Raw genomic sequence first — 24,930 nt, 5'->3', positions numbered from 1 at the left:
ACTCCACTCATAAATGAGGTTAGTAGTAATCCTCCTATCAGGAAATAATAGTTTTATTTCGCTGATACTCCTCATGAGTGCTGTTTCAATTTCTTCATGTGAACCGCATGCGCAATTTATATATATTTTTTGAGACGTTGCCGGCGTCGATAAAACTATGGCAAGTGGGACAGATGATCCCTTTCTGTAGTTGTTCATACGCATAGGATGGCATTCGCTGATAAGGGGATTTAGTTATATGGAGAGATAGTAGTTTTTCCGTTATTTTATAATGCAGGTTGGTCAATTTGGATTGCTTGTTGTTCAAGTTTTTTAGGAAACGGTTTAACTGGGTGGGGAGAATGATGGGTGCATCCCTGGGTGCCTGAAATAAGGCGAATTCAAGGTTTGTAAAAATAAGGAGTGCTTTGATTGGTAGTGTAAAGCCGAGGCTGCTGAGTAGTTGCCGAAGCAGGGAACTACCTCGTTTTAGCTGTATCAGAGGATCCTTGACTTCGTTTCCGTTGACTCTTTTAAGATGCTCGCACTTCGTAATAGTAGTCACCTTCGTAATGCTTTACATTTGAAATAAATGGAATCCTGCATGATGACAGTAGAATCAATTTGGTAAAGGGACCGCCCATCTCGAAAAGTAAATCATTTAAAGTTAGATTTTCAATTTCGAGCCCCGTCATCCAGGCATCATATCGGACCTCGCCTTCGTAGCCTTTCCTCAGGCTATAATGTCTTTGTTTTTCTTTTTCAGAGAAGTTCATTCGTGGTTCCAGGAAATTCGTGATTTTCAATTCATCTGACTCTGTGCGGTGTTTTAGAATCATAATCCACATCTTTTCAATTTATATTCTTATGTAAAAAAGGTCCGAAATCCAGTAGACATTCTATGGCGAAATTTACAATGAAAAATAAAACAGTGTGATCCCTCAAGAGGATCACACTGTAAAAAGATTATTCGTCTGCTTCTTCGCTCTGCCTGTTTGTCTGATAAGGCAGCGTATCCCAAAAGCTAGTATCCATTGTTTCGATCGAGTCATCAGCAATCGCTCTGACGGTCGCATCCAATGTGGTTATAGTCTGTTTGATCAGATAGCCATTGCTTTTTTGTCCCAAAGCGTAAGATTCGATATAATGATCGGACATGCCTCGCATTTCAAATAACAGAGTCGAGATGTCATAGCGGACGGCAGCTCCGTTGCGGCCAATGTTTTCACCGGTACCGCCGCGGTATTTGCCGATATGACCCCAGCCAGTATCCTCGAGGGCATTATAAACAACTGCCCCAAGCTTCTTGGAGCCTTCAAGCACATCAGGTTTCACATTTTCATTCGTAGGATAAAGAATCGAGCCCGAAACGAGTTCACCCTCTGTTTCACTGAGCGTGCCCTGATGATGAAGGTCAATCATGTAATCAATATCATATTTAGCAAAAACATTCTCATGAAGCGCACGTGCCTCTGGTTCCATCTCGCTAGTATCTTTGTCATGCTCACGGTTAAGGTCAACCTCGTTCGCATTGTAACGAGTCAGGTGGCGATCGCCATCTGCTAAATAGTCATCAAGCGAGAAGTCGACATCACCCATCGCCCCGTCCGCATTCAGCATTGGAATTACAAGAATGTTAACATTTTTAAGAACACCACTTGTTTTACCTGTGCCTAAGTGTTTGATGAAATCAAGTGCACCCTCTGTTGTCAGCTGTTCGTTCCCGTGCTGCTGAGTTAGAAACAGGATGGTTGGATTATCCGGGTTGGAAATATACTTCGCCATGTGAATATCACGGCCTTTGACAGTCTGGCCAATCACTTCTAGCTCCATTGCCTCCTGCTTGGCATCTTGCGTCTTAAGGTAATCTACTAAACTTTCATATGTATGCAAAATCGATGTTTGGATGGATCCATGACCGGTACTCGGCCCATTTCCAACAGCGCCTGCCGGCAATGCCACCGCAGTTACGGCTCCAAGTGCCATCATGCTTGATAAAGAAACGGAAAGAACCTTCTTTTTCAATGTCATATCGTCATTCCTCCTATAAAACTAGATTCACTATAAATATTACTGAATCTTTAAAAAATAATTAATAGAGTATGATGCCTATTTTTCAGACAAATTTCGAGCATCGAAATAAGTAAAAATGATTGAGTTTAAAAGTGTGAAAACGGGGTTTGATAGGTAAAAAGTAGTCAGATAGGATGGGTTTGGAGAATTCGCTGATATTAGACTAACGTGGACTGGGTAAGGAGACACAGTGATAGCAGGGATCTTAACTTTTCGATGGGAACGTTCAGAGATTATGGTCAGTTAGGAAAATAATAGGGCCGCAAGAGGTAAATTAATAGCTTTAGGCCGCAAAAGGTAAAATAAAAACAAAAAACGTGCTCAGCTGTGGCACGCTTTTTGTTCGTGATGCATTAATTTCTTTCTAGTTCTTCCTCAAAGTAAAATGTGCTTGGGTATTCTTTAACAGTGTATGAATATCTTTTCATGTTTTTCACGTATTGGGATTTCATGATTGTCACTGTTTCGCCGGTTTCTTTGATATTGACCGATTGACCTGTTTTATAAAGGTTGCTTGCGCTTTTCAATTAGCCACGCCCTTTCATGTTCTCTTAATTATACCACATTTTTTGATTCACTTTTATTAATCCATTATGGGCTTTTGCATGATTATTTATAAAATCCTGTTTTTGGAAAATTCCTAAATGCTTGCACTATCCTATCAATTCTGTTATTCTTAGGAAGAATTATTTTTGTTCGGTATGCAAGGAAAGAACATGCACTGCTTGATTCGCCTGGATATCACTGAGACAAGAATAGTAACAAATTGTGTGGATATCACACTAGGGAGGCAACAAAAATGGAAAACGGTAAAGTAAAATGGTTTAACGCAGAAAAAGGTTTCGGATTCATCGAACGTGAAGGTGGAGAAGACGTATTCGTACACTTCTCAGCTATCCAAGGCGAAGGCTTCAAGACTCTTGAAGAAGGCCAAGAAGTTTCTTTCGACGTTGAGCAAGGCGCTCGTGGACCACAAGCAGCTAACGTTACAAAACTATAATAACGGATTAGCCCATACAAACAAGCTCTGAGTAATCAGGGCTTGTTTTTTTATTTTGAAGTAAAAACATAAAAAAACCCCACTCCGGTTGAGTGGGGTTTAATGCGGTAAAGCAATGGTTGTTCTTATTATAGCATAAGTTTGACAGACACTGTAAAAAAAGTTTTTCGGATTATAAACTTTATTGGTTATTTGCGCCCCTCCTCTTTCATTCCCTCCCAAAAACCTGAGTTCAGGGTGTTACATTTCAAAACTTCGTTGTAAAGTCTTTAAATAGTCAAATTTATGAGATTTTATTAAAATATCAGAATTTTTCATTGAAGTATCTGTATGGAGAGTAGATAATAATTGTGTAGGTGTAAATTCATATTTTGAAGAACCCTGGGGGATACAATGATAGAGTTTATAAAAGATTTGATCCTGCATTTTTCAATTATATTATCGCTGGGCTTCATGTATAACTTTCTATGGATGCAGAAGCGTTCGGTATATAAAAAACAAGTCTTTAAAGTGGCAATTTTAGCAGCGCTATTGATGACGATGGCTTTACCAGTACGATTTCATGGTGGCCTGGGAATTCGACTTAAAGCTGATTCCAGTCTTCGTTGCCTTTTTCTATCTAAGCAGGACTGATAGCTTTTTACTAGTGGCTGTCCTGTTATTATTGCAAGGCTTCGTTGAGATAGATAAACTCCCCGTCACGGCCGTCAATTATCTTGTCATATTGATTTTATTTTTTTCGATTGAAAAATTATATATGAAAACAACTGTTAACAAAAAAATAGCGCTCGGGCTATTGGTGTACGGCCTGATTACGACGACAAGGCTTGCAGCGATGGTCAACGCTGGCAAAGCTGAGGAATATCTGTATTTGCTGGTCTTTTCAATCGTCTCCTTCGTTGCGCTTTCGGTCACCATATACATCATTGAGATGACCAACTTGCAGCTTAAATTGATGCATGAGCTTCACAAGGCTGAGAAGTTTTCAGCAATCAGCCAGCTCGCAGCTTCGGTAGCCCATGAAATCCGAAATCCAATGACAACAATCAGAGGCTTCATGCAGGTTCTTCAGGGAGAAAGAAATTTAAATGATAACCAAAACCTCTTCATCACGATATCCCTCCAAGAGCTTGATCGTACCCAGACAATCATTGATAATTTCCTTTCGCTGGCAAAACCAAATACAGGAAGCATGGCGAAAATTGACCTGAGCGAACTTTTAAAAGAAACGATTGACTTCATGAGATCATACTCGCATCTCGCTAGTACAGAATTAGTGGGGGCCATCGATAAGAACCTATGCATCAAAGGTGATGCTCATGAAATCAGACAAGTTTTCATCAATATTTTAAAAAATGGAATAGAAGCTATGCCTTCTGGAGGAAGCATCTACATCATCGCCAAGGTCGACAAAAATAATGTGAGAATCCAGTTCCGGGATGAAGGCGTCGGCATGAATAAAGAGCAGCTCGGGAGACTTGGTCATCCTTATTACTCTACTAAGGAAAAAGGAACAGGTCTCGGGATGATGATCTCCTTTGATATTATCCAAAGAATGAGAGGCCGAATCAATGTCGACAGTGTAGAAGGAAAAGGAACGACATTTACGATTCTCCTTCCCTGTGAGTGATAGAATACAGACCTTGTAGAAGATCTGTATGGGACAAACGGAAGGCGGAAGCGGGAAAAAGTGTCCAATAGGAGGGGGCTATCGGACACACGGAAGCCAGAAAACGGAATCTTAAATAACAGAGGAGACTGATAGCAGTCTTCTTTTTTTATTGATTGAAAGATGAAGGACTCATTAATTAACTTCGGGGGTTCCGCCGTCTCCTCCGCTTTTCGAGTTTGGATGTAATTTTTAGTGCGTCGAAATACAATCTTAAGTTATAATAATTTTTAAAAGATTTTTATAATTATTTTGACAGGAAGGGGAAGTGCTCCATGGCGGATTTTAATACTTATTTTTTGATGAATGTTGATGAGGTCGGTTCGTATGTGAAAGAAAAGACCGATTTCTTTGATAAAGATGTTGAATTGAGTTGTACAGAAATTGGGGATGGCAATTTGAATTATGTTTTCCGGGTGATTGATGAGCAATCAGGAAAGTCAGTGATTGTTAAACAGGCAGGTGATACTGCGAGAATTTCCGATGAGTTCAAGCTTTCTACCAATCGGATCCGGATTGAATCTAATGTTCTTAAGCTTGAGGGTGAGCTGGCGCCAGGATTGGTACCGGATGTGTACCTGTTTGATAAAGTCATGAACTGCTGTGTGATGGAGGATCTGTCTGATCACACGATTCTGCGTACTGCGCTTAATGAAGGACGTATTTTTCCGAAGCTTGCGGATGACCTGACAACTTTCATGGTCAATACGCTGCTGCTCACTTCTGATGTGGTCATGGAGCATAAAGCGAAGAAGGCACTTGTCCAGGATTATATCAACCCTGAATTATGCGAAATTTCTGAGGACCTAGTATACTCTGAACCTTTCACTGATCATAACAATCGAAATGAGCTGTTTCGGGCTAACAAAGAATGGATAGAAAAGAATATATATCGTGATGAAAAATTGCGCTTTGAAGCAGCGAAACTGAAGTTTGCTTTCATGACAAATGCTCAGGCCCTTGTGCATGGTGATTTGCATTCGGGTTCAGTTTTTGTAAAAGAAGATTCTACAAAAGTGATCGATCCTGAATTCGCGTTTTACGGACCGATGGGCTATGACGTTGGCAATGTGGTTGCGAACCTGATGTTCGCGTGGTCACGTGCATATGTAACAAATGTTGATGAGAAATTTGTTTCCTGGCTTGAGGAAACGATTAGTGATATGGTTGATCTCTTTGTCGAAAAATTCCTGGCAAGCTGGAAGGAAAATGTCACTGATATCATGGCGAAGGAGCATGGCTTCGACCGCTGGTATCTTGATACTGTTCTTCAGGATACGGCATCGGTCACTGGCATGGAGATGATTCGTCGTATTGCCGGGTTGGCGAAGGTTAAGGATCTGACGACAATTGCAGAGGACGAGCAACGAGTGGCGGCAGAGCGGATTTGTCTGTCTGCAGCGAAGCAGTTCATCTTGGAATCAGGCAGCTGTAAAACGGGCGATCAATTTCTAAAAGTATTAAAGGATTCAGCTTCAATACATAATATGCGATAATAGGACGTTCCCATCGAGATTTTTGAGAAAGAGAGGCGCATCATATGTTGCTTCTGGAAGAACGGATGAAAGTCGTAGAATACGGAAAGAAAATCATGACAAACGGCCTGACGAAAGGGACGGGTGGAAATATCAGCATTTACAATCGAGATCAGCAGCTGGTTGCCATCAGTCCAAGCGGGATTGACTATTACGAAACGAAGCCTGATGATGTGGTCATCATAAATTTGAATGGCGAAATTGTCAATGGCACGAGGAAGCCGTCGAGTGAGCTTGATATGCATTTGATTTTTTACCAGCGTCGCGAGGATTTAAACGCACTGGTCCATACCCATTCGCCATATGCAAAAACGATAGCGACACTGGGTTGGGATATTCCGCCGATCACCTATTTAGTGGCGTTTGCAGGTCCGAATGTCAGATGCGCTCCCTATGCAACATTTGGAACGAAGGAGCTGGCGGAAAAAGCTTTTGAAGGAATGGTGGATAGAAGAGCCGTGCTGTTGGCGAACCACGGTATGATTGCCGGCGCCCATAACATCGAAACAGCATTTACGGTCGCTGAGGAAATTGAATTCAGTGCTCAGATTTATTATCAGGCGAAAGCGATTGGTGAGCCAACAGAGCTTAGCGAAGAAGAAATGGCACGCCTGTCCAAAGAATTTGAAAGTTATGGTCAGAGATGACCCCCTTTATTAGAGGGTTTTTTCTTTTGGATAGCCTTATACAGTAGAAGTATGATACATAATAGTAATACCTCTGCCAATTCAACCTTTCAGCTATATTTCATAAAAGTGAATCACAAAGTCACTAGATTATGCTATGATTATTAAAAGAAAAAAATGGACTGATTGGATAGTTTTACTAGAGGGGGACAGGCTGGCTATGAGAGCGAGGACAAGGAAGAGTGAACCTTTTTCATTTGATAGATTGAAGGATTTTTTCACTACTGTGATTCTGCATCTTAGTTTTTATGCCTTCATCGTGTTTCTCGTCATTTTTTTCATTGATAATTTTAGTTGAATACATAAAAACACAGCTGCCGTGATTTAATTGGCAGCTGTGTTTTGTTTTCTAAGGATTCATAGGGTTGTTATCATTATGAGGATCCATAGGGTTATTGTTACCATTCTGGTTCCGGTTGTTCAATTTGGGTCCAGTACCAGGATTCTGATACTTATTGTTTAAGTCTGGTCCAGTACCAGGATTCTGGTACTTATTGTTTAAGTCTGGTCCAGTACCAGGATTCTCGTACTTATTGTTTACATCTGGTCCAGTACCAGGGTTTGGATTCTGGTTCAGATTGTTCAGGTTTGGTTGTGTTGCATGGTTCGGGTTGACTGGGTTGTTCTTTTTCATTTTCTGCTGCTGGACTGCTTCATGGTCAATGCTGGTTTTTTCGATTTTATCATCGAACTTAGCCAGGTATTTCGACGCGAAGTTCTTGCCGCCAAGACCAAATGCCAGTCCGAACGCAAGCGCCAGTCCGCCAAGTGTCAGGATGAATGCTGCTGCGTTCACGATTGCTGGTGCTACTCCAAGCTGGTCTAGGGCCATGAAGACAGCAATTGTGATAATCGCATATTTTGCGACAGTTGCGAGCACATTGGAAGAGTCTCCTTGCAGGATACTGCTGAGAACTTTCTTTGCAAGGCCGGCGAGCCACAGGCCACCAAGGATAACAATTGCCGCAATCACATTAGGCAAATAAGCAATTACGCCTCGTGCCAGGTCGACGAAGAAATCAAGATTCACTACATTCAATGCTTCAGCTACAAATAGCAGGACAACAATGACCTGGACGATATAGCCGACAACTTCTGACAAGCTTAATGAGTTAGGACGCTTTGCTGCCCCGCCTACCATTACTCCTTTAAAATAAGAGTCAAAGCCAATTCTTCTTAATAAATCGGTTGTGAATTTCTTCAGCCACTTTCCAAGCCATAAGCCAATCATGACAAGGATGATGGTACCACAACGATATTTGGAATCATCGTCAGGATATCGTTCAGCATCGCGATGGCTGGTTCAGATATTCCTTCGACATCAAGGCGCTCAAGAGCAGCGATGACCGTCGGAATCAAAATCAATACGAAAGCAATTGTGCCGATCACTCGTGAAAGGCTAGTGCCTTCAAATAACCGGGAAATCCCAAATCGCTGAACTAATTTTTCAGTGCCAATGCTTTGTAAAAAGTTCGTCAGGATATCACGGACGATTTTAGCAACAAAATAACCGACTAAAAGAATCAGCGCTGCTGCAAATAATTTAGGAATGAAAGAAAGGATTCCCTCGATCATGTTTTCGAAAGGCTGTGAAACGCCATGCAGGTTCAGTGCGGATAATACGGCCGGCAACGCCATTAGCAACACAAGATAGAAGACGATGTTTGCAACCGTGTCAACTGCGTTTGTAGTCTGCTGGTTATCGTCCGTTAGCTTGTACTTGCTCAGTTTTTCATGGACACCGAGCGTCTTGCCGCCTTTTTGGATCAGGAACTTCAGCCCTGATGCAATCAACCAGGCAAATAACAGAATCAAACCTGCTTTCAGTATGTTCGGGATCGCTGCGGCAATCGTTGAGAACATTCCGACGAGCGGCTCCGTCAAAACATATAAATCTAAGATATTCAGGAACATGATGAAGACAAATACTAGAATTAAAATATAGACAATCTTGCTGATGATCTTTTCCGCTGAGTACTTTTTATTATTTACGTTTGAAAAAAGCTTGTTATCAAGGCTCGTTTTCTGCAGCCCCTTATAAACTGCTTTTTCGATTAATTTTGCGACAAGCCACCCGACAAGAAGGACTGCGAGCGCGATCAGCATATTTGGCAGCTTGCCAAGAATGCTGTCCCAGCCATTATAAAAATAATTGTTCAAACTTCTCACTCCTTATTTTAATTGGACTTTCAAAGCGAGCTCTGGATGCGTATAGATAAGAACAAGAACTAGCAAAGCTTATACCTGTGAAAAAAGTCCTTAGCTAGCTAGCAAGCATACTTTAATCTACCCAATTGTTGTCTATGTAAACAATGCAGGCAACATTGCTTTCAGAGGTTAATGTGTTTTTAATTGATCGATATAAAGAGAGAGCAGAGGGATTATTGCTTGGGACTTTATGATGTCTTTAATGGGATGTATATGGAATGATTAGGAGGGTCGTTAAACAATAAAAAACCGGGCAATCGCCCGGTTATGCTTTCTTTGATCTTTTTAAATATGCGTAAATCAGGTATCCGACAATCACGACGACACCTAAAATAATCGTGAGCATCGCGAAGTTTTCTTCGATGAATGGCATTGCTTTGTCACCAAGAGCAACGATGATCGCTGCTTCCAGGAAGAAGCGCAGGCCTCGTCCAATGATGGACCAGATGATTAGTGTTGGAATCTTCACATTGGAGATTCCGGAAAAAATCGTGAACACTTTGTATGGAATTGGAGTGAATCCAGCTATTAAAATCGCCATCGCTCCGTACTTTTCAAAGTAACCTTCAACTAGGGCAATTTTTTCTTCTTTTATAAAATAACGCAGAATTGGACGGCCAACTTTTTTACCGATGTACCAGCCCAGCAATGCTCCAAGTACAGATCCGGCTGTTGTGATGAATGCGTACCACAATGCCCGGTCAGGGTTCGCGATTCCCATTGGTATCATCAAGACATCAGGCGGAATCGGGAAAAAGGAAGATTCCAGGAAAGACACGAAGAATAGTCCCCACGAACCAAATTCAAGCAGCCATTCTTCAAACGCATGTATCCATTCAGACATGAAACAGTATCTCCTTTAAGTTGTTATAGGAAGGCCGCAAAAAGAGCCTAATAAAAAGTATACCATGTTTAATTCTGCTAGAGCCAACTATTTCAGCAATGAGAAGATCCCATTTCACTGGCCGGAGATTAATAAAGAGACTGCGTTGATTTATTTAAAGGATAAAAGTGGTAATGTATAATGGAACTCAATAAAAAGAGGGAGTTGCCTATGGAATATATAATCTATTTGCTGCTGGGCGGCTTGATCAGCGTCCTCTCTGGATTTTTCGGTGTGGGCGGGGGCTTTATCCTGACGCCCATTTTACTGTTGATCGGCTTTTCGCCGCTTGAGGCAATCACGACAAGCTTGTTTTTCACAGTGGGTACATCCATTTCGGGAATTACAGCTCATATCCGTCTGAAGAATATCCTCTGGAAAGAGGGCCTGATCATGGGAGCAAGTGGTATTGTCGCGACACAGCTGGCAAGGCCGCTTGTATATAGTCTTGAGGCACGAGGGTGGGACGACGTCGTCATTCCGTTCCTCTATATCATACTGCTGTTATTTTTTGCGATAAAAATGATTCGTCAGGGCAAGAAGACAGACGATGGGAACACTGCCCTAACTTCTTTTTCGATGCCAAAGCTATTGGCTGTTGGCTTTGTCGGCGGTTTTGTTTCGGCAACACTTGGAGTTGGCGGGGGGTTCATCATCGTTCCGCTTATCATTACATCGCTGGGCTTCAATCCGAAAAAGGCTGTCGGAACGAGTCTTTTTGCTGTATTGTTGATCGTCTCAGTAGGGTTTATCTCCTATGCGATCAACACGGATATCGATTATTTCATAGGCCTGATGCTGGTTGCCGGTACGCTGTTTGGCTCCCATTTCGGCGCAAGAATGACTGGATATTTTGAAAACAGGGAAATGAACCAAATGCTAGGTATTCTATATCTTGTCACGCTCGCAGGAGCAGTTCTAAAGCTGTTTGACTTGAATAAAATGGGCCTTTGGATCATGGGTATTTTCATCGTGTATTTTTTTGTAAAATCAACACTTAAAACCAGGGTAATGAAAAAAGTATAAATTTTTTCACTTAGATTAGTATCTAGCTCCAGCGCCTAGCACCTCGAGTCGCTTCGATCCGCTCAGGTGAAGTCAAAGAGCGACTTCACTGATCGGCCCTCCAGCGCTTGTCGGGGCTGACCAAGGCGCTTGTGCTTTTCTTATGTTTATGCCTCAGAGGTAATTGGATGCTTAAAGAACTTAGGAAGCTCCATCCCAGGTCTCTTTTTCACGAATAATGCTCCTTCTCTTTTGAAAGGTGCTCGTTGATATTGGTGGTCATGATCATCAGGTGTGAAGTGAAATTGAATTTCAACAAGGGACCCGAAGCAGGTGATTAAATCATTTATTCTAATTGGAGAAGAGCTGATAACATCATATAGTTGAATCATGTTATTTTCCCTGGTGAAAATAACAATAGCGCCTTTTTCTATATGATAGTAGAGATGTTCAGGAAAAACATTCAGGATGTGGTACATCGTAATCCCGGACGAATTCGCAGTCGAAAAGGTCTTTGAAACCGGCACTCTGCCATTCACGATTTTTTCAATGAGGTCCAGATCATCTGCCAGCTCAAGTTTCCTGTATTCAGATCCTTCCGGGGCGGGAAATCCCTTGGCTGTAAACTGATATTCTTCAACTTCTATAAAACCGAACTTAGGATAAAAGTCGAGCACACTATCATTTGCGAACAGGTACATAAAATCATACTTTCCCTGATACACTTCCAAAACATGGTTCATCAGACTTGCTGACAGCCCCCTGCTCCGATAATCCGGATGGGTCATGACGGTGCCGATCTGAAGAGCTTTATAGTTTTTTTCATCGATAATAAAATCGAGCTCGTTGACCGATACATTGGCAATAATCTTGTCGCCGTCTGCAAAGGAGAACGGGATGTATTCCTTGCCCCAATATCCGTGTTCGTTCCAGCTTTTAAAATCAAGCCCGAAAATATCAGTGGCAAGCTGGAAAAAGCTATCCCTCAATACCTCATTCTCGCGGTAATGGCTTACTAGCTTCATATATCAAAACTCCTGTCTTTGGAGGCGAACATATACGTTTTATGATGGAACCGGATCCCGTAAATCAATCCAATTGCGAGCATATTGCCCATAAGCGAACTGCCTCCATAACTGATGAATGGGAGCGGGATACCGGTAATCGGAAGCAGCTGGATCGTCATCCCGATATTCTGAAAAACGTGGAAGGTGATCATGCTGATGACACCCGCACTAATATAGGTATTGAATGGATCATTCGTATCCAGTGCGGTTTTTGTCAAATGATAGATTAACAGGAAATACAGGCTGATGACAAAGCTGCCGCCCGCAAAGCCGAATTCCTCGCCGATCACACTGAAGATGAAGTCCGTATGGCTTTCAGGAATATAGACTTCACTGCCATTCAGGCCTTTCCCGGTCAGCATACCAGAACCAATGGCACTGAGGGATTTCTGCAGATGGTAGCCATATTCAGGATAGCTCTCAGGGTCAAGCCACGCATAAATGCGCCCAAACTGATACGTTTTTACACCCAGGTATTCTTTCAGGATCTCCGGCTTCCAAATCACGAGATACAATATGCCTGCTCCTAATGCCGCACCTCCGCCATAAAGAGGCAGGATGATCTTCCACGTGATACCTGATACAAGGATGATACCGGTGAAAATCGCAAGGACGACGAGAGAGGTTCCCAGGTCAGGCTGCAGCATGATCATTCCGAGTGGCAAACCGGTTATGAAACCAAGCTTGATGAAAAGCAGGAAGTCAGTCTGGAGTGTCTTTCTTGTATGCTTTTTATGGTGAGTATAGATCGTGCTGCTAAGCGCAAGAATCAGAAAGACTTTCATGAATTCTGAAGGTTGGATGGAACCGAAGGGCTCGATGAAAAACCAGCTTTTTGCGCCATTCCTTTCTTCGGCTATGCTTGCAGGAGCGAAAAAAAGGAAGACGAGCAGGAAGACTCCGAAGCCATACAAATACCAGCTGAGCTTCCGGTATTGTTCACTGTCGAACATCATTACAACCGCAATGATCCCTGACCCAACTACGTACCAAAAGATTTGTTTATATAAAAAGTTCTGTCCAAAATATTGCCCTGTTCTCTGTGCGCTGTAAATCGCGAAGCAGCTAGTCAAAAAGAACAACAATAAAAGGAGCGTCAACGTCCAATCAAATCGATCGATTTTTTTAATAGGCTTTTCCATTTGCTACACCCTGTCTCCATCCGTTTTTACAATATTATGCTAGCAGAGTTGAATTATCCTTACAATCCCTTATCAGGTAACATATTCCTACTCAAGTAATAGACGAATGAAATGGGAGAATAGTTTCTTTTGTAATAGGGATTCTTAAACGTGTTCGTACGATAATATTTATGTTTTTGAAGAGTCAGAATAAGATATTTTCATGGGTTTTTGTTAGAATGGAAGAAGTGATATTTGTACGGAGTCAGAGTGTCGCTGGCCATCATGCAGCTGAGAATTTTCGGGAGGTCGTGCTTTTTGAAAAAGAACCATCCTTATAGCAGGGATATACTATATGTCCATTTGAACGAGCGGGACCAGTACGTGCTCTCGCATGGTATGGAATTTCATGAATTTGCAAGGTCACTGTCTGATTCGCTTAACCATCTGCTGCTGCTGAAGCATCGTTATGAGGATGGTGAGTTCAATAGACATACCTTATTTGAATTTGTACCTGAAGACAGCGTTGAAAAGTTGGTCGCCGCAAATGTCCATGCATACGGTGATTTTTGCTGGATCGATTTTGAGGAAGTGGAAGCGCTGAATGTGCTGACGGTCCAGGAGATTGCCGAGCTTCTTTATCTAGGCCATATCAAGCACCATTTGAAGCAGCCATTTTATAACCAGCTCAATAATCGCTTTGTTTTTCTTTCCCATGAGGATGGCTGGTTCAACAAAATATACTACCGCAACTTTAATGATTTTTTCCGGATGCTCGGTACGGTCCTGTCCGGAAAGCTAGGTGAAATGAAACCAGAAAAAACATTGCTGGGAATCAGGAAAAAGAAGTCCTACCCAGCTATCAGCAAGGAAATCCTGAAATCATTGACGCCTGCGATGAAGGAAGGGGCGGTTTTTTCGCTCAAAAACATCCAGCAAAACCGCAGCAGAATTGAAATACCGATTTGGATCATCGGAGATTTTGCCAATATGGATGACATGCATGATGAATATAAAGAAGCAAGCCGCAGTAATCCTGACGGCAGGCTAGTTTTTGATAAAAAAGTAAAAGAGTGGAGTCTGCTTGCCCAATAAAGTCGGAAAAGCAAAATTTTTGGAGCAATTTCTGGCAAATCGTGTATAATGGGGTTTAGCGGAAAATTACATATCGAAATGAACAGGTGTCTTTTTAAACAAGACTTAATAGGGAAGTTGGTGAAAATCCAACGCGGTCCCGCCACTGTAAATGGGAGCAAGCTGCATTATGCCACTGTACAAACGTATGGGAAGGCGCAGCGAGCATTGACCATGAGCCAGGAGACCTGCCTGTCCATTGCACCAGCAAACCTACGAGGATAGGGAGGTGCCGACAGGCTCTATGTCTTTTATGAGGATAAAAACATTTGCTTACTCGGACATCTCCCCTTCAGGTGGAGATGTTTTTTTAGTATTTATAGCTTTGTTGAAGTCGAAATGCTGGTATTTAACAGCCTGATTAGACGAAGCTAACCGAAAAATTGGAGGAGAAGCAAATGAAAAAATTATTATTATTGTTGATGACAGCCATGATCTTGGCTGGCTGCGGTACAGAAGCACAGCCTGAAAAGAAGGAAAACGAAAAAACCGCGCAGGAGCAGAAAACAGGATTCCCTGTCACGGTAAAAGATGCGCTTGATGAAGAAGTGGTCATAGAAGAAAAGCCTGAAAGAATCATTTCCCTGATTCCGAGCAATACGGAAATTGTATACGCACTTGAGAGCGGAGAGGCGATTGTAGGCGTCACTGATTTCGATAATTATCCTGAGGATGCAATGTCAAAGGAAAAAATCGGCGGCATGGAATTCAATATTGAAAAAATGATTTCTCTGAAGCCAGACCTTGTCCTTGCTCCTGGTTCAACTGCGGACACTGTAAAAGAAGGTCTTCAGCAGCTAAAGGATGCGGGAATTGCTGTTGTCGTTGTGAATGACGCACAGTCATTTGAAGAAGTATTTGTATCGATCGAGATGATTGGCAAGGCCATTGGCGAGACAGAAAAAGCCGATCAGCTTGTAGAAAAGATGAATAACAGTTTTGCAGAATTGAAAAAGAAAGCTGAAGCAATCAAGCCGGAAGAGCAAAAAACGGTCTTTGTAGAAGTCTCGCCTGCGCCGGAAATCTACACTGCCGGCAAAAACACTTTTATCAATGAAATGCTTGAGTTGATTGGTGCGAAGAACGCTGCCGGAGATCTGGATGGCTGGCCGAAAGTTGACCCTGAAGCAATCGTCGAGCGTAATCCCGATGTGATTGTGACAACCTATGGATATTATACAGACAAGCCAATCGAACAGGTTCTCGCGAGACCAGGCTGGAATAATGTAAAAGCAGTCAAGGACCAGCAGGTATTCGATGTCCACTCTGACCTCGTAACCCGTTCTGGCCCAAGGCTCGCTGAAGGAGCAGAGGAGCTTGCAAAAGCCATTTATCCAGACATTTTTAAATAGTAAAGCAATAGCCTATCTGATCACGGCAACGTTTTTAATCATTTCCATGCTGCTAGGCATATCAATCGGAACGGTTTCCATCCCTGTACCCCGCTATTATTAAAATCATTGGTGCTGAGATTTTCCGCTACCAGGGACAGGGAATCGATCCGATGCATGCTAGTATTGTCATGGATATCAGGCTGCCGCGTGTTTTGCTGGCAGGGCTAGTCGGTGCGTCCCTTGCCATTGCCGGTGCGGCATTCCAGGGACTGCTCCGTAACCCGTTGGCAGATCCATATACCCTGGGGATTTCATCAGGGGCCTCCATCGGTGCGGTCATCACGCTGTTTTTTGGGATCTCAATGCCGCTGGTTGGGGCATTCACGTTGCCGGTGCTGAGCATTTTGTTCGCATTCGCAACCGTGTTGTTTGTGCTATTTTTTGCCCGGAGAGTCGACAGACTGCTCAGGGTTGAGACGATTATTCTGACTGGAATCATTCTAAGTTCATTTCTTGGGTCATTCATTTCATTGATGATTGCCTTATCTGGAGAGGAGCTGCGGCAAATCATAGGCTGGCTGCTTGGCAGCGTGTCGATGAGAGGCTGGGAATACATCAATATTATTTTCCCTTTTTTTATTATTGGATTGCTGATTTTGCTTGCAAATACCAGGGAGTTAAATGCAATGTCCTTCGGTGAGGAACGGGCGCAGCACATGGGTGTCAATGTCGAGCGCCGCAAGCTGCTGATCTTATTGTCTGGTTCTCTTTTAACAGGCTCAGCGGTTGCGGTCTCTGGGACAATAGGCTTTGTCGGTCTCGTCATCCCGCATCTGACAAGGACAGTCTGGGGACCGGACCATCGTCATTTGCTGCCGTTATCTGTGCTGATCGGCGCCGGCTTTCTGATTCTTGCCGATCTTGTATCGAGGACAATCATCGCGCCATCAGAATTACCGATTGGCGTGATCACAGCCTTGATCGGTGCTCCGGTTTTTGCATTGATTTTAATGAGAAGTCGTAAGGAAAGAAGTGCTGGCCGATGATTACAGTGAAGAGTTTGACAGGCGGATATGCAGGCGGAGAGGTGTTAAAGGGAATTTCCTTCGAGGTCTGCAAGGGGGGAGTTGTTTGGAATTCTTGGGCCCAATGGCAGCGGCAAAACAACCCTTTTAAAAATGATCAGCCGAGCTCTGGATTTCAGAGAAGGTTCAATCGATGTGGATGGACGTCCGTTGACACAATACTCACCAAAGCAGCTTGCAAGGATGATGGCGGTCCTGCCTCAGCACGGTGAACAGGCCTTTCCTTATTCGGTAAAAGAAACTGTATCACTTGGGCGCTATGCACACCAGAAAGGCTGGTTCAATAGCTGGCGAGCCGAGGATGAACAGGTTGTCGAGAAGGTGATGGAACAGACAGGGATAACTCACTTTCAGGATAAATCGATCGTAGAATTGTCCGGCGGTGAAAAGCAGCGGGTATTTCTCGCGCAAGCATTGGCTCAACAGCCCAGAATCCTCCTGCTCGATGAGCCGACGAACCATCTTGATCTCAGCTTTCAAAAGGAACTGCTCGATTTGCTGAAAAAGTGGGCGGTGGAAGAGGAGTTGACGGTCGTCTCGATTTTTCATGACTTGAATCTGGCTTCTTTATATTGTGACAGGCTAATGTTAATGGAAAATGGTGAAGTCTTGATAGTTGACTCTCCTGTAGAGGTTTTAAAAGAAGAAAGGATTAAAAGAGTCTATAAAACCCAGATTAAAAACCATCCGCATCCGGAAATTGCCAGGCCGCAATTGCTGTTGTTGCCAGAAGATGACGGGGTACATGAAGCCAATCTTACAATAGACAGCAGGCTTCTGGATGTAGGGCGAGACCGGATCGTCCTCCAGTCTCCAGTGACATTGAGGACGATGTCTTCGGGAATCACTGGTGCCGGGATTGGCTGGCACAGTTCGTTCGTACACCGAGTTGTACCAATGGAATATGACTGCAGCGACCATAAGGCGGAAATGGCAGAATATCTGGAGGATAACGGCTTCCTGCCAAGCGAGACAGTGGGGATGATGACAGCTGTTCCGGCAGAGACCGCATCATACCAACTGTTTGAAGGTGACGGCCTTTCCATTTTCATCATTGTCTCGGCCGGGAATACTCAACGTGACAGACCGAGGAATATCAATACATGGCTGTTCATTAATGGCAGGATTTCCGAGGAGGCTTTTATCCAGAGCGCACTGACCGCGGCAGAGGCGAAAATAAGCGTCTTGCATGAGCTGGAGGGGAGTGGATCTGGTAGTGCTGGCCAGTCAACTGGCATATCTACGGACAGCATTTGCATCGCCGCAACCCAGCAGGGCCGAACAACTTCGTATGCAGGCACCGCAACACCACTCGGAAAGCTGATCAGCGAGGGGATTTCCACCTGCACGAAGCAAGCAATTCTGAACTATAGAACAAGCAAAAGCACATTTAAGCATCTATGAAGGAAACAATCCACTTCATCTCGAATGTATTCATAAGAGGTGATGAGAATGGAAATGAAAATGGGCTATGTCATTCTATATGTATCCGACCTGGAAAAAACAAAGCATTTTTACGGAGAGCTGCTTGGTCTGAAACTTCGTAATGAGTTTGGAACCTACATCGAATACGAAACAGGCAATACCGTTCTGTCGATGAACACAAGAGAAAGCGGCCGTGAAATTACGACACTCCCAATCCCGGATGGCCTAAGGAATGAACAAACCTTCGAGCTCGGGTTTGTAACAGAGGATGTCCCGGGCGCAGTTGAAACACTGCGAGCCGCTGGAATCCCAATCCTGCTCGAGCCAAACGAAAAACCATGGGGTCAGGTTGTCGCCTATGCAGCCGACCCGGATGGACACTACATAGAAATCTGTACGCCGATTGGGTGAAAAAAAGGTCCTGCAGTTCACTGAGCTGCAGGACCTTTTATTTGGATAAGTATATAAGGGGAAGTTGGAAGTACAATGGCGATTAAGGCTAATATGTGCCCGAAAACCGGAAGGAACGGTAATTTCGGTAACAAGTGAGGCCGCCATGTGCCCGAAAAAGGGAAGGAGCAGTGATTTCGGTAACAAGTGAGGCCGCCATGTGCCCGAAAAAGGGAAGGAGCAGTGATTTCGGTAACAAGTGAGGCCGCCATGTGCCCGAAAACCGTAAGGAACGGTAATTTCGGTAACAAGTGAGGCCGCCATGTGCCCGAAAACCGTAAGGAACGGTAATTTCGGTAACAAGTGAGGCCGCCATGTGCCCGAAAAAGGGAAGGAGCAGTGATTTCGGTAACAAGTGAGGCCGCCATGTGCCCGAAAACCGTAAGGAGCGGTAATTTCGGTAACAAGTGAGGCCGACATGTGCCCGAAAAAGGTAAGGAGCAGTGATTTCGGTAACAAGTGAGGCCGCCATGTGCCCGAAAACCGTAAGGAGCGGTAATTTCGGTAACAAGTGAGGCCGCCATGTGCCCGAAAAAGGGAAGGAGCGGTAATTTCGGTAACAAGTGAGGCTAACATGTGCCCGAAAAAGGGAAGGAGCGGTAATTTCGGTAACAAGTGAGGCCGCCATGTGCTCGAAAACCGGAAGGAACGGTAAATTCGGTAACAAGTGAGGCCGCCATGTGCCCGAAAAAGGGAAGGAGCAGTGATTTCGGTAACAAGTGAGGCTAACATGTGCCCGAAAAAGGGAAGGAGCAGTAATTTCGGTAACAAGTGAGGCTAACATGTGCCCGAAAAAGGGAAGGAGCGGTAATTTCGGTAACAAGTAAGGCCGCCATGTGCCCGAAAAAGGGAAGGAGCAGTAATTTCGGTAACAAGAGAGGCCGCCATGTGCCCGAAAAAGGGAAGGAGCAGTGATTTCGGTAACAAGAGAGGCCTCCATGTGCCCGAAAAAGGGAAGGAGCGGTAATTTCGGTAACAAGTGAGGCTAACATGTGCTCCTGAACCGAGAGTTCCGTGATTTTAGTAAGAAGCTAGAACCTGCGTTTATATCCGTTGCAATTAACTGCGAAACGCATCAACCAATTTATTGGTATCACTAAAACTCCTTCACTGGTTTCTTGGCAAGGAGTGCAGCAGTCATTCCCAAAAGCGGCAGCGCAATGGACATCAACAGAATTTCCTCATACCCGCCGAAATAATCGTAGGCAAGCCCGAATGGCAATGGCCCCAATGCGGATCCAAGAACGGTGACGGTCATTGCGGATCCTTTGATGCTTCCAAGCGATTTTCGTCCGAAAAAGCTCGGCCAGACGTAGTTCAAGGTAATCCTTTCAAATCCTCCGCTAATTCCCCATAATACGCCGAAGGCAATCGCGATTGATGTTTGATCAGCTGCCAGCAGCACGAGTATGAAAATGATCTCACCTGCAAAAATTCCTGCGAGCACGTATTGCACTTTTACACGATCAAGTAATGGTCCAGCAATCAGAGTGACCGGAAAACCGATTAAAGCCATCAAACTTAACACAAGTGCGGCAATTGCAGGAGAAATCCCATTTGTTTTAAAAATAGAGATTAAGTGGAAAGTCAACCCCGTGTTGACGAGGGAAGGAATTCCCACACAAAACAGCAAAAGCCAGTATGCACGTGTTTTGACTGCTTCCTGGACCGTCCAGTTCACCTCTTCAAAAGGTTGGAGGGGTCTGTTTGGGTCAGCGGGATCGTTTGTCCAATCAGGCTTAACGCCATCTGGATATTCGCCGATATCCTCGGGTTTGTTCCTAATTAAAAAATAGACCAGCGGAACATAAATGACGAGAAGCAGAACTCCCCAAACCTTCCAAGAAAAACTCCAGCCCCAGGTAGCGACTAACCATGCATTCAAAGGCGGCAGTGCCGCTGAGCTGGCAAATCCTCCAATGGCCATCAGGCTCATTGCCTTTCCGCGCTTCATTATGAACCACTGTGGAACTAATGTGTTTGGAATCAGGCTCATCGAACCCTGACCGAGTACCCTGATCAGGAAAAAGCCGATGAACAGCATCGCGGTATTAACGACCATACTGTTCCAGAAGCTTGCTAGTGCCAGCCCGATTCCAACGATAACAGACATTTTTCTTTGTCCCCACTTATCTACGAAGCGGCCGACAAAGAACATGCAAACCGCAGCGGCAAGGGTCGCAAGTGAATAAACGGCGGATACATGCGAGCGGCTCCAGCCGAAATCTTTTATGTAAGAATCGATAAATACCGACACCGAGTATGTTTGTCCTGGACCTGAAAAGAACACTCCCAGGCCAGCGATGAAAACGATGACCCAGCCGTAATAATAATTTGTCTTGAATGGTGCGGATGAACCTGATGTCTTCATGTCAAAACCCCCCCAAACCATCATAACAAAATTGTCCTTTCTATAGCTTGCAAGAAGCAGAGTCAGCATGGAGATTTTACATTTAAAGGTTTTTATTGTACACATACGAAAAATGGAGATATAAGTCGATATTTAAAGAAAATCGTAAAATATAGCGCTTACAATAATGGTTGCTAGTTTTTATAAATATGTTATGATAAATCCTGTTTTTATCGGACCCGGCTTGCTTGAGAGTAGGAAGCCACAAAAACTATTAAGGGGTGTTTACTTGAATACTACTACAATTAAAGAACAATGGTTTGGCAACGTTAAAGGAGATATCCTTGCTGGAATCGTCGTAGCGCTTGCTTTGATTCCTGAAGCGATCGCCTTTTCGATTATTGCTGGCGTTGACCCGATGGTAGGACTTTACGCCTCATTCGCTATTGCTGTGACAATCGCGATTGTCGGCAGCCGTCCTGGCATGATTTCAGCAGCGACCGGTGCGATGGCGCTGTTGATGGTGACGCTTGTTGCTGACCATGGTTTGCAATATTTAATGGCAGCTACGATTTTGACAGGTCTCCTGCAGATTCTGTTTGGTGTGTTTAAATTAGCGAGGTTCATGAAGTTCATTCCGCGTTCCGTTATGATTGGCTTCGTTAACGCACTTGCAATTTTGATTTTCATGGCGCAGCTAGAGCAGTTTGTAGACGCAACATGGGTGATGTATGCAATGGTAGCAGGTGCTCTTGCGATCATTTATCTCTTCCCGCGTATTACTAAGGCTGTTCCGTCCCCGCTTGTGGCGATTATCGTCATTACGGTGTTAGCTCTTATGACAAAGAGTGATGTAAGAACAGTTGGCGATATGGGGAATCTGACTTCAGCATTGCCGACATTCTTGATTCCTAATGTACCTTTTACCCTTGAAACGCTAAAAATTATTTTCCCTTACTCATTGGCTTTGGCGATTGTCGGCTTGCTTGAATCATTGCTGACCGCTTCTATCGTCGATGATATGACAGATACTTCTAGTGATAAAAATAGAGAAAGCCGCGGTCAGGGAATTGCGAATATCGTTGCAGGATTATTTGGCGGTATGGCAGGCTGTGCAATGATTGGCCAGTCCGTCATTAACGTTAAATCTGGCGGCCGAGGCAGATTGTCTGCTCTTGTCGCAGGTACTTTCTTGATGTTCCTGATTATTGTATTAGGTAATATTGTTGTCCAAATACCAATGGCTGCCCTGGTAGGTGTCATGATCATGGTATCGATTGGAACATTTGATTGGTCATCAATCAAAGGCATGGCAAAGGCTCCTCTTACAGATTCAATTGTCATGGTTGTCACAACGGTAACAACAGTTTTCACACATGACCTATCAAAAGGTGTATTTGCCGGAATCATCTTGAGCGCGATATTCTTCGTAGCGAAAATCTCAAAGGTGAAAGTCACATCAACATTGGATGTAGCAATGAGTCGCCGTACGTATTTCGTTACTGGACAAGTATTCTTCGCTTCAGTAACGGACTTGGTTGAATCCTTCGACTTGAAAGAATCGGCCAAAGAAGTCGTGATTGACCTGACACATGCCCATGTTTGGGATGACTCAGCCGTTGCTGCAATCGATAAAATCGTCATTAAATTAAGAGAGAATGGAACATTGGTCCGCTTGCACGGTCTAAATGAACCAAGCTCCCACTTAATTGACAAGCTAGCCGTTCACAAACAGGAAGGTGCCAAGCTGTCCGGACATTAAAACGTAAAATATATCCTTGGAAAGCACGTTGACGAATCAGCGTGCTTTCTTTATATATAAGATAATGAAATAAATTCGGGAGGAATGGCATGTTTAAAAGTATCTTGTTAGCCTCTGATGGTTCAGACCATTCAGTGCGCGCGGCGAAAAAAGCGGTAGAATTGGCAAAGCTCAGCAGTGATAGTGAAATAACAGTTGTTTATGTTGTCGATGGTCAAACTTCCAAGGAAGATGTCCTTCACAATGCAGACCGGACAGTAGTCGAGGAAAAAAGAAAAATCAGGCTCCAGCCGGTAACAAACATGCTTGAAGAAGAGAACTTGAACTTCAGGTTTGAAAAATTATTAGGTGAACCAGGACCGGCAATTGTCGACTATGCCAACAAAAATCAATTTGATGTCGTCATCGTTGGAAGCCGGGGTTTGAACGGCCTCCAGGAAATGGTACTTGGCAGCGTCAGTCACAAAGTGGCAAAACGGGTAAAAGTACCGGTTTTAATCGTTAAATAAGCTGCGCTCAGGGAATCCTGAGCGTTTTTCTTATTTTGCAAAGTTTTTTTCTCCGCAACTGGATGCCAAACGTCTAGTCATGACTGCCGAATTATGGTTTTATAGCGAAAAATACATTTTAATAGCGAAAAATACATTTTAATAGCGAAAAAATCGATTTTATAGCGAAAATCTAATTATTATAGCGAAAACGAGAGTTTTATAGCGAAATGGAAAAAAAGATTTTTTCCAATTGAAAATCAGCAAATCCCGGTTTCCATCTTTAGGTCACCCTGGCCATTCACAGAATGATCAATCAACTCATATGGTAATTTAGGCGGTAAAATTGGGTTTTTACCCGATTATGGTCTCTGGAAACATACATCTACCTCATCTTTTAACTGCTGTATAGGTTTCATGCTGGTGAAACAGGAAATAGTATAGCTGGAGAGCAAATATTAAATATTGATAACAATTCCTTAATTAAAAAATAAAGTGGTAAAATAATAAACGGATTGAATTTTATTGGAGGTCTATTTTTATGAAGACAAGAATCGGGCTGCTGTACGGCGGCAAATCGGCTGAACATAAAGTATCGATGCAGACAGCATTAGCTGTGACAAAAGCATTGGATTTTGAAAAATTCGAGATTTATCCTATATACATAACGGAGGAAGGAGAGTGGGTCAAGGGTCCTCAATTGGATGCACCTGCAGAGAATGTTAAGGCGCTTGAGTTCTCCAATCATTCGAACCTGCCGACTCCTTCATTTACACCGGCATTATTCCAGGCGGGCGGTGCAGAATCCAGCCAGACTCTTGATGTCATCTTCCCATTACTTCACGGACCGAACGGTGAGGATGGAACGGTACAAGGCTTGCTTGAATTATTGAACCTTCCTTACGTTGGCAATGGTGTCCTTGCTTCAGCTGCAGGCATGGATAAGATCGTCATGAAAAATGTTTTTGCACAGGCGGGACTGCCTCAAGTGGACTATGTGTCCGCTTTAAGAAGCGAATGGGAAAAGGGCAGTGAAAAAGTATACGGTCAAGTTGAAGAAAGATTGGGCTATCCATGCTTCGTAAAGCCTGCAAACCTTGGATCCAGCGTAGGGATCAGCAAGGCTTCCAACAAGAAGGAGCTTGAAGAAGCGTTCCAAGAGGCCTTCCAGTTCGACCGGAAAATTATCATCGAACAGGGTGTCATCGCCCGTGAAATCGAAATCGGCGTACTGGGTAACGATGAACCTGAATGCTCCGTAGTTGGGGAAATTGTCCCTAAGAAGGATTTTTATGATTACAAAGCGAAGTATGAAGATGGCGATACAGCGATGATCATTCCTGCTGAAATCACTGATCAGCAATATGCTGATTTAAAAGAAATGGCAATCACTGCTTTCAAGGCGCTGGATTGCTCAGGCCTTGTTCGCGCCGACTTTTTCCTCACGAAGGATGGCCAGCTTTTGATCAATGAAGTCAACACAATGCCAGGTTTCACGCCATTCAGCATGTTCCCGCTATTGTGGAAGCATACCGGCGTTGAATATCCGCAGTTAATTGAAAAGCTGGTGAACCTAGGAATAGAGCGCCACGCTGAAAAGCAGAAGATTAAATATACTTTTTAACCTATAAATCAACCAGGGAGACACGGCAAAGGCCGTGCTCTCTCTTTTCATG

At 43.7% G+C, this 24,930-nt stretch carries 19 protein-coding genes, 2 pseudogenes and 1 riboswitch; of the genes and pseudogenes, 13 read left to right on the top strand and 8 right to left on the bottom strand.

Translation table 11 applies throughout. The features are described 5' to 3' along the window. Nucleotides 1–512 precede the first annotated feature (512 nt). The 3 genes from LC048_RS21965 to LC048_RS21955 all read right to left on the bottom strand — a co-directional run bounded on the left by LC048_RS21965 (nucleotide 513) and on the right by LC048_RS21955 (nucleotide 2,579). Nucleotides 513–818, bottom strand: coding sequence for a hypothetical protein (locus LC048_RS21965; RefSeq protein WP_226607188.1), 306 nt, complete (start codon nucleotides 816–818; stop codon nucleotides 513–515). A gap of 127 nt (nucleotides 819–945) precedes the next feature. Further along, on the bottom strand, nucleotides 946–2,010 hold the full coding sequence (locus tag LC048_RS21960; RefSeq protein ID WP_226607178.1) for a M14 family zinc carboxypeptidase: 1,065 nt from the start codon (nucleotides 2,008–2,010) through the stop codon (nucleotides 946–948). Between the two features lie 395 nt (nucleotides 2,011–2,405). Next, complete coding sequence (locus tag LC048_RS21955; RefSeq protein ID WP_226607175.1) at nucleotides 2,406–2,579, bottom strand: hypothetical protein; 174 nt, start codon at nucleotides 2,577–2,579, stop codon at nucleotides 2,406–2,408. 272 nt (nucleotides 2,580–2,851) lie between these two features. Here LC048_RS21955 and LC048_RS21950 point away from each other — a divergent pair, with 272 nt between their 5' ends. From LC048_RS21950 to LC048_RS21935, 4 genes are all read left to right on the top strand, one after another. Further along, nucleotides 2,852–3,052 (top strand): cold-shock protein, encoded by a 201-nt coding sequence (locus LC048_RS21950; protein ID WP_023626356.1) that lies wholly within the window; start codon nucleotides 2,852–2,854, stop codon nucleotides 3,050–3,052. A 562-nt stretch (nucleotides 3,053–3,614) separates the two neighbouring features. Further along, complete coding sequence (locus tag LC048_RS21945; RefSeq protein WP_306048799.1) at nucleotides 3,615–4,682, top strand: ATP-binding protein; 1,068 nt, start codon at nucleotides 3,615–3,617, stop codon at nucleotides 4,680–4,682. Between the two features lie 314 nt (nucleotides 4,683–4,996). After that, nucleotides 4,997–6,217, top strand: a complete 1,221-nt coding sequence (gene mtnK, locus LC048_RS21940) for an S-methyl-5-thioribose kinase (protein WP_226607170.1) — start codon at nucleotides 4,997–4,999, stop codon at nucleotides 6,215–6,217. 44 nt (nucleotides 6,218–6,261) lie between these two features. Beyond that, nucleotides 6,262–6,903 (top strand): L-fuculose-phosphate aldolase, encoded by a 642-nt coding sequence (locus tag LC048_RS21935; RefSeq protein WP_226607167.1) that lies wholly within the window; start codon nucleotides 6,262–6,264, stop codon nucleotides 6,901–6,903. Between the two features lie 649 nt (nucleotides 6,904–7,552). Here the strand turns inward: LC048_RS21935 and LC048_RS21930 are convergent. Together LC048_RS21930 and LC048_RS21925 are read right to left on the bottom strand one after the other, a co-directional pair. Next, a pseudogene (locus tag LC048_RS21930) lies at nucleotides 7,553–9,048 on the bottom strand (mechanosensitive ion channel); the annotation flags it as partial. A 367-nt stretch (nucleotides 9,049–9,415) separates the two neighbouring features. Beyond that, a complete protein-coding gene (locus LC048_RS21925; protein ID WP_226607162.1) occupies nucleotides 9,416–9,994 on the bottom strand; it encodes a YqaA family protein in 579 nt (192 codons plus the stop codon). Between the two features lie 210 nt (nucleotides 9,995–10,204). Between LC048_RS21925 and LC048_RS21920 the strand changes: the two genes are divergently transcribed. Further along, entirely contained in the window at nucleotides 10,205–11,059 is an 855-nt protein-coding gene (locus LC048_RS21920) for a sulfite exporter TauE/SafE family protein (protein ID WP_226607161.1), read from the top strand. A gap of 146 nt (nucleotides 11,060–11,205) precedes the next feature. Here LC048_RS21920 and LC048_RS21915 read toward each other — a convergent pair whose 3' ends face one another. Continuing rightward, entirely contained in the window at nucleotides 11,206–12,063 is an 858-nt protein-coding gene (locus tag LC048_RS21915; protein WP_226607159.1) for a GNAT family N-acetyltransferase, read from the bottom strand. Next, the gene (locus LC048_RS21910; protein WP_226607157.1) at nucleotides 12,060–13,247 is read right to left on the bottom strand and encodes an FtsW/RodA/SpoVE family cell cycle protein; all 1,188 of its coding nucleotides are present in this window, start codon (nucleotides 13,245–13,247) and stop codon (nucleotides 12,060–12,062) included. Before LC048_RS21910 ends, LC048_RS21915 begins: the two co-directional genes overlap by 4 nt. Before the next feature lie 297 nt (nucleotides 13,248–13,544). Here LC048_RS21910 and LC048_RS21905 point away from each other — a divergent pair, with 297 nt between their 5' ends. The 5 genes and pseudogenes from LC048_RS21905 to LC048_RS21885 all read left to right on the top strand — a co-directional run bounded on the left by LC048_RS21905 (nucleotide 13,545) and on the right by LC048_RS21885 (nucleotide 18,615). Then, entirely contained in the window at nucleotides 13,545–14,321 is a 777-nt protein-coding gene (locus tag LC048_RS21905; protein WP_306048796.1) for a hypothetical protein, read from the top strand. A gap of 67 nt (nucleotides 14,322–14,388) precedes the next feature. Then, nucleotides 14,389–14,570: riboswitch (cobalamin riboswitch) on the top strand. A 188-nt stretch (nucleotides 14,571–14,758) separates the two neighbouring features. Then, the gene (locus LC048_RS21900; protein WP_226607154.1) at nucleotides 14,759–15,712 is read left to right on the top strand and encodes an ABC transporter substrate-binding protein; all 954 of its coding nucleotides are present in this window, start codon (nucleotides 14,759–14,761) and stop codon (nucleotides 15,710–15,712) included. Continuing rightward, a pseudogene (locus LC048_RS21895) lies at nucleotides 15,678–16,740 on the top strand (FecCD family ABC transporter permease). The gene LC048_RS21900 and the pseudogene LC048_RS21895 overlap by 35 nt, the downstream one beginning before the upstream one ends. Before the next feature lie 81 nt (nucleotides 16,741–16,821). Then, a complete protein-coding gene (locus LC048_RS21890) occupies nucleotides 16,822–18,183 on the top strand; it encodes an adenosylcobinamide amidohydrolase (protein ID WP_371931948.1) in 1,362 nt (453 codons plus the stop codon). Between the two features lie 48 nt (nucleotides 18,184–18,231). Further along, nucleotides 18,232–18,615: a VOC family protein gene (locus tag LC048_RS21885; RefSeq protein WP_226607148.1), complete on the top strand. Its 384-nt coding sequence runs from the start codon at nucleotides 18,232–18,234 to the stop codon at nucleotides 18,613–18,615. A 1,135-nt stretch (nucleotides 18,616–19,750) separates the two neighbouring features. On the opposite strand, the gene LC048_RS21880 is transcribed toward LC048_RS21885, so the two are convergent. Further along, a complete protein-coding gene (locus LC048_RS21880) occupies nucleotides 19,751–21,025 on the bottom strand; it encodes an MFS transporter (protein ID WP_306048794.1) in 1,275 nt (424 codons plus the stop codon). A 268-nt stretch (nucleotides 21,026–21,293) separates the two neighbouring features. On the opposite strand from LC048_RS21880, the gene LC048_RS21875 reads away from it, so the two are divergent. The 3 genes from LC048_RS21875 (at nucleotide 21,294) to LC048_RS21865 (ending at nucleotide 24,878) form a co-directional block, all read left to right on the top strand. Next, on the top strand, nucleotides 21,294–22,766 hold the full coding sequence (locus tag LC048_RS21875; protein ID WP_306048793.1) for a SulP family inorganic anion transporter: 1,473 nt from the start codon (nucleotides 21,294–21,296) through the stop codon (nucleotides 22,764–22,766). A gap of 89 nt (nucleotides 22,767–22,855) precedes the next feature. Beyond that, entirely contained in the window at nucleotides 22,856–23,275 is a 420-nt protein-coding gene (locus LC048_RS21870; protein WP_226607142.1) for a universal stress protein, read from the top strand. A 520-nt stretch (nucleotides 23,276–23,795) separates the two neighbouring features. Then, nucleotides 23,796–24,878, top strand: a complete 1,083-nt coding sequence (locus LC048_RS21865) for a D-alanine--D-alanine ligase (protein ID WP_226607139.1) — start codon at nucleotides 23,796–23,798, stop codon at nucleotides 24,876–24,878. Nucleotides 24,879–24,930 lie beyond the last annotated feature (52 nt).

Source organism: Mesobacillus subterraneus (assembly GCF_020524355.2).
GTDB classification, from domain to species: domain Bacteria; phylum Bacillota; class Bacilli; order Bacillales; family Cytobacillaceae; genus Mesobacillus; species Mesobacillus subterraneus_C.
Note: the sequence above shows the minus strand (reverse complement) of the source record. Positions and strands in the feature narration are given on the sequence as shown.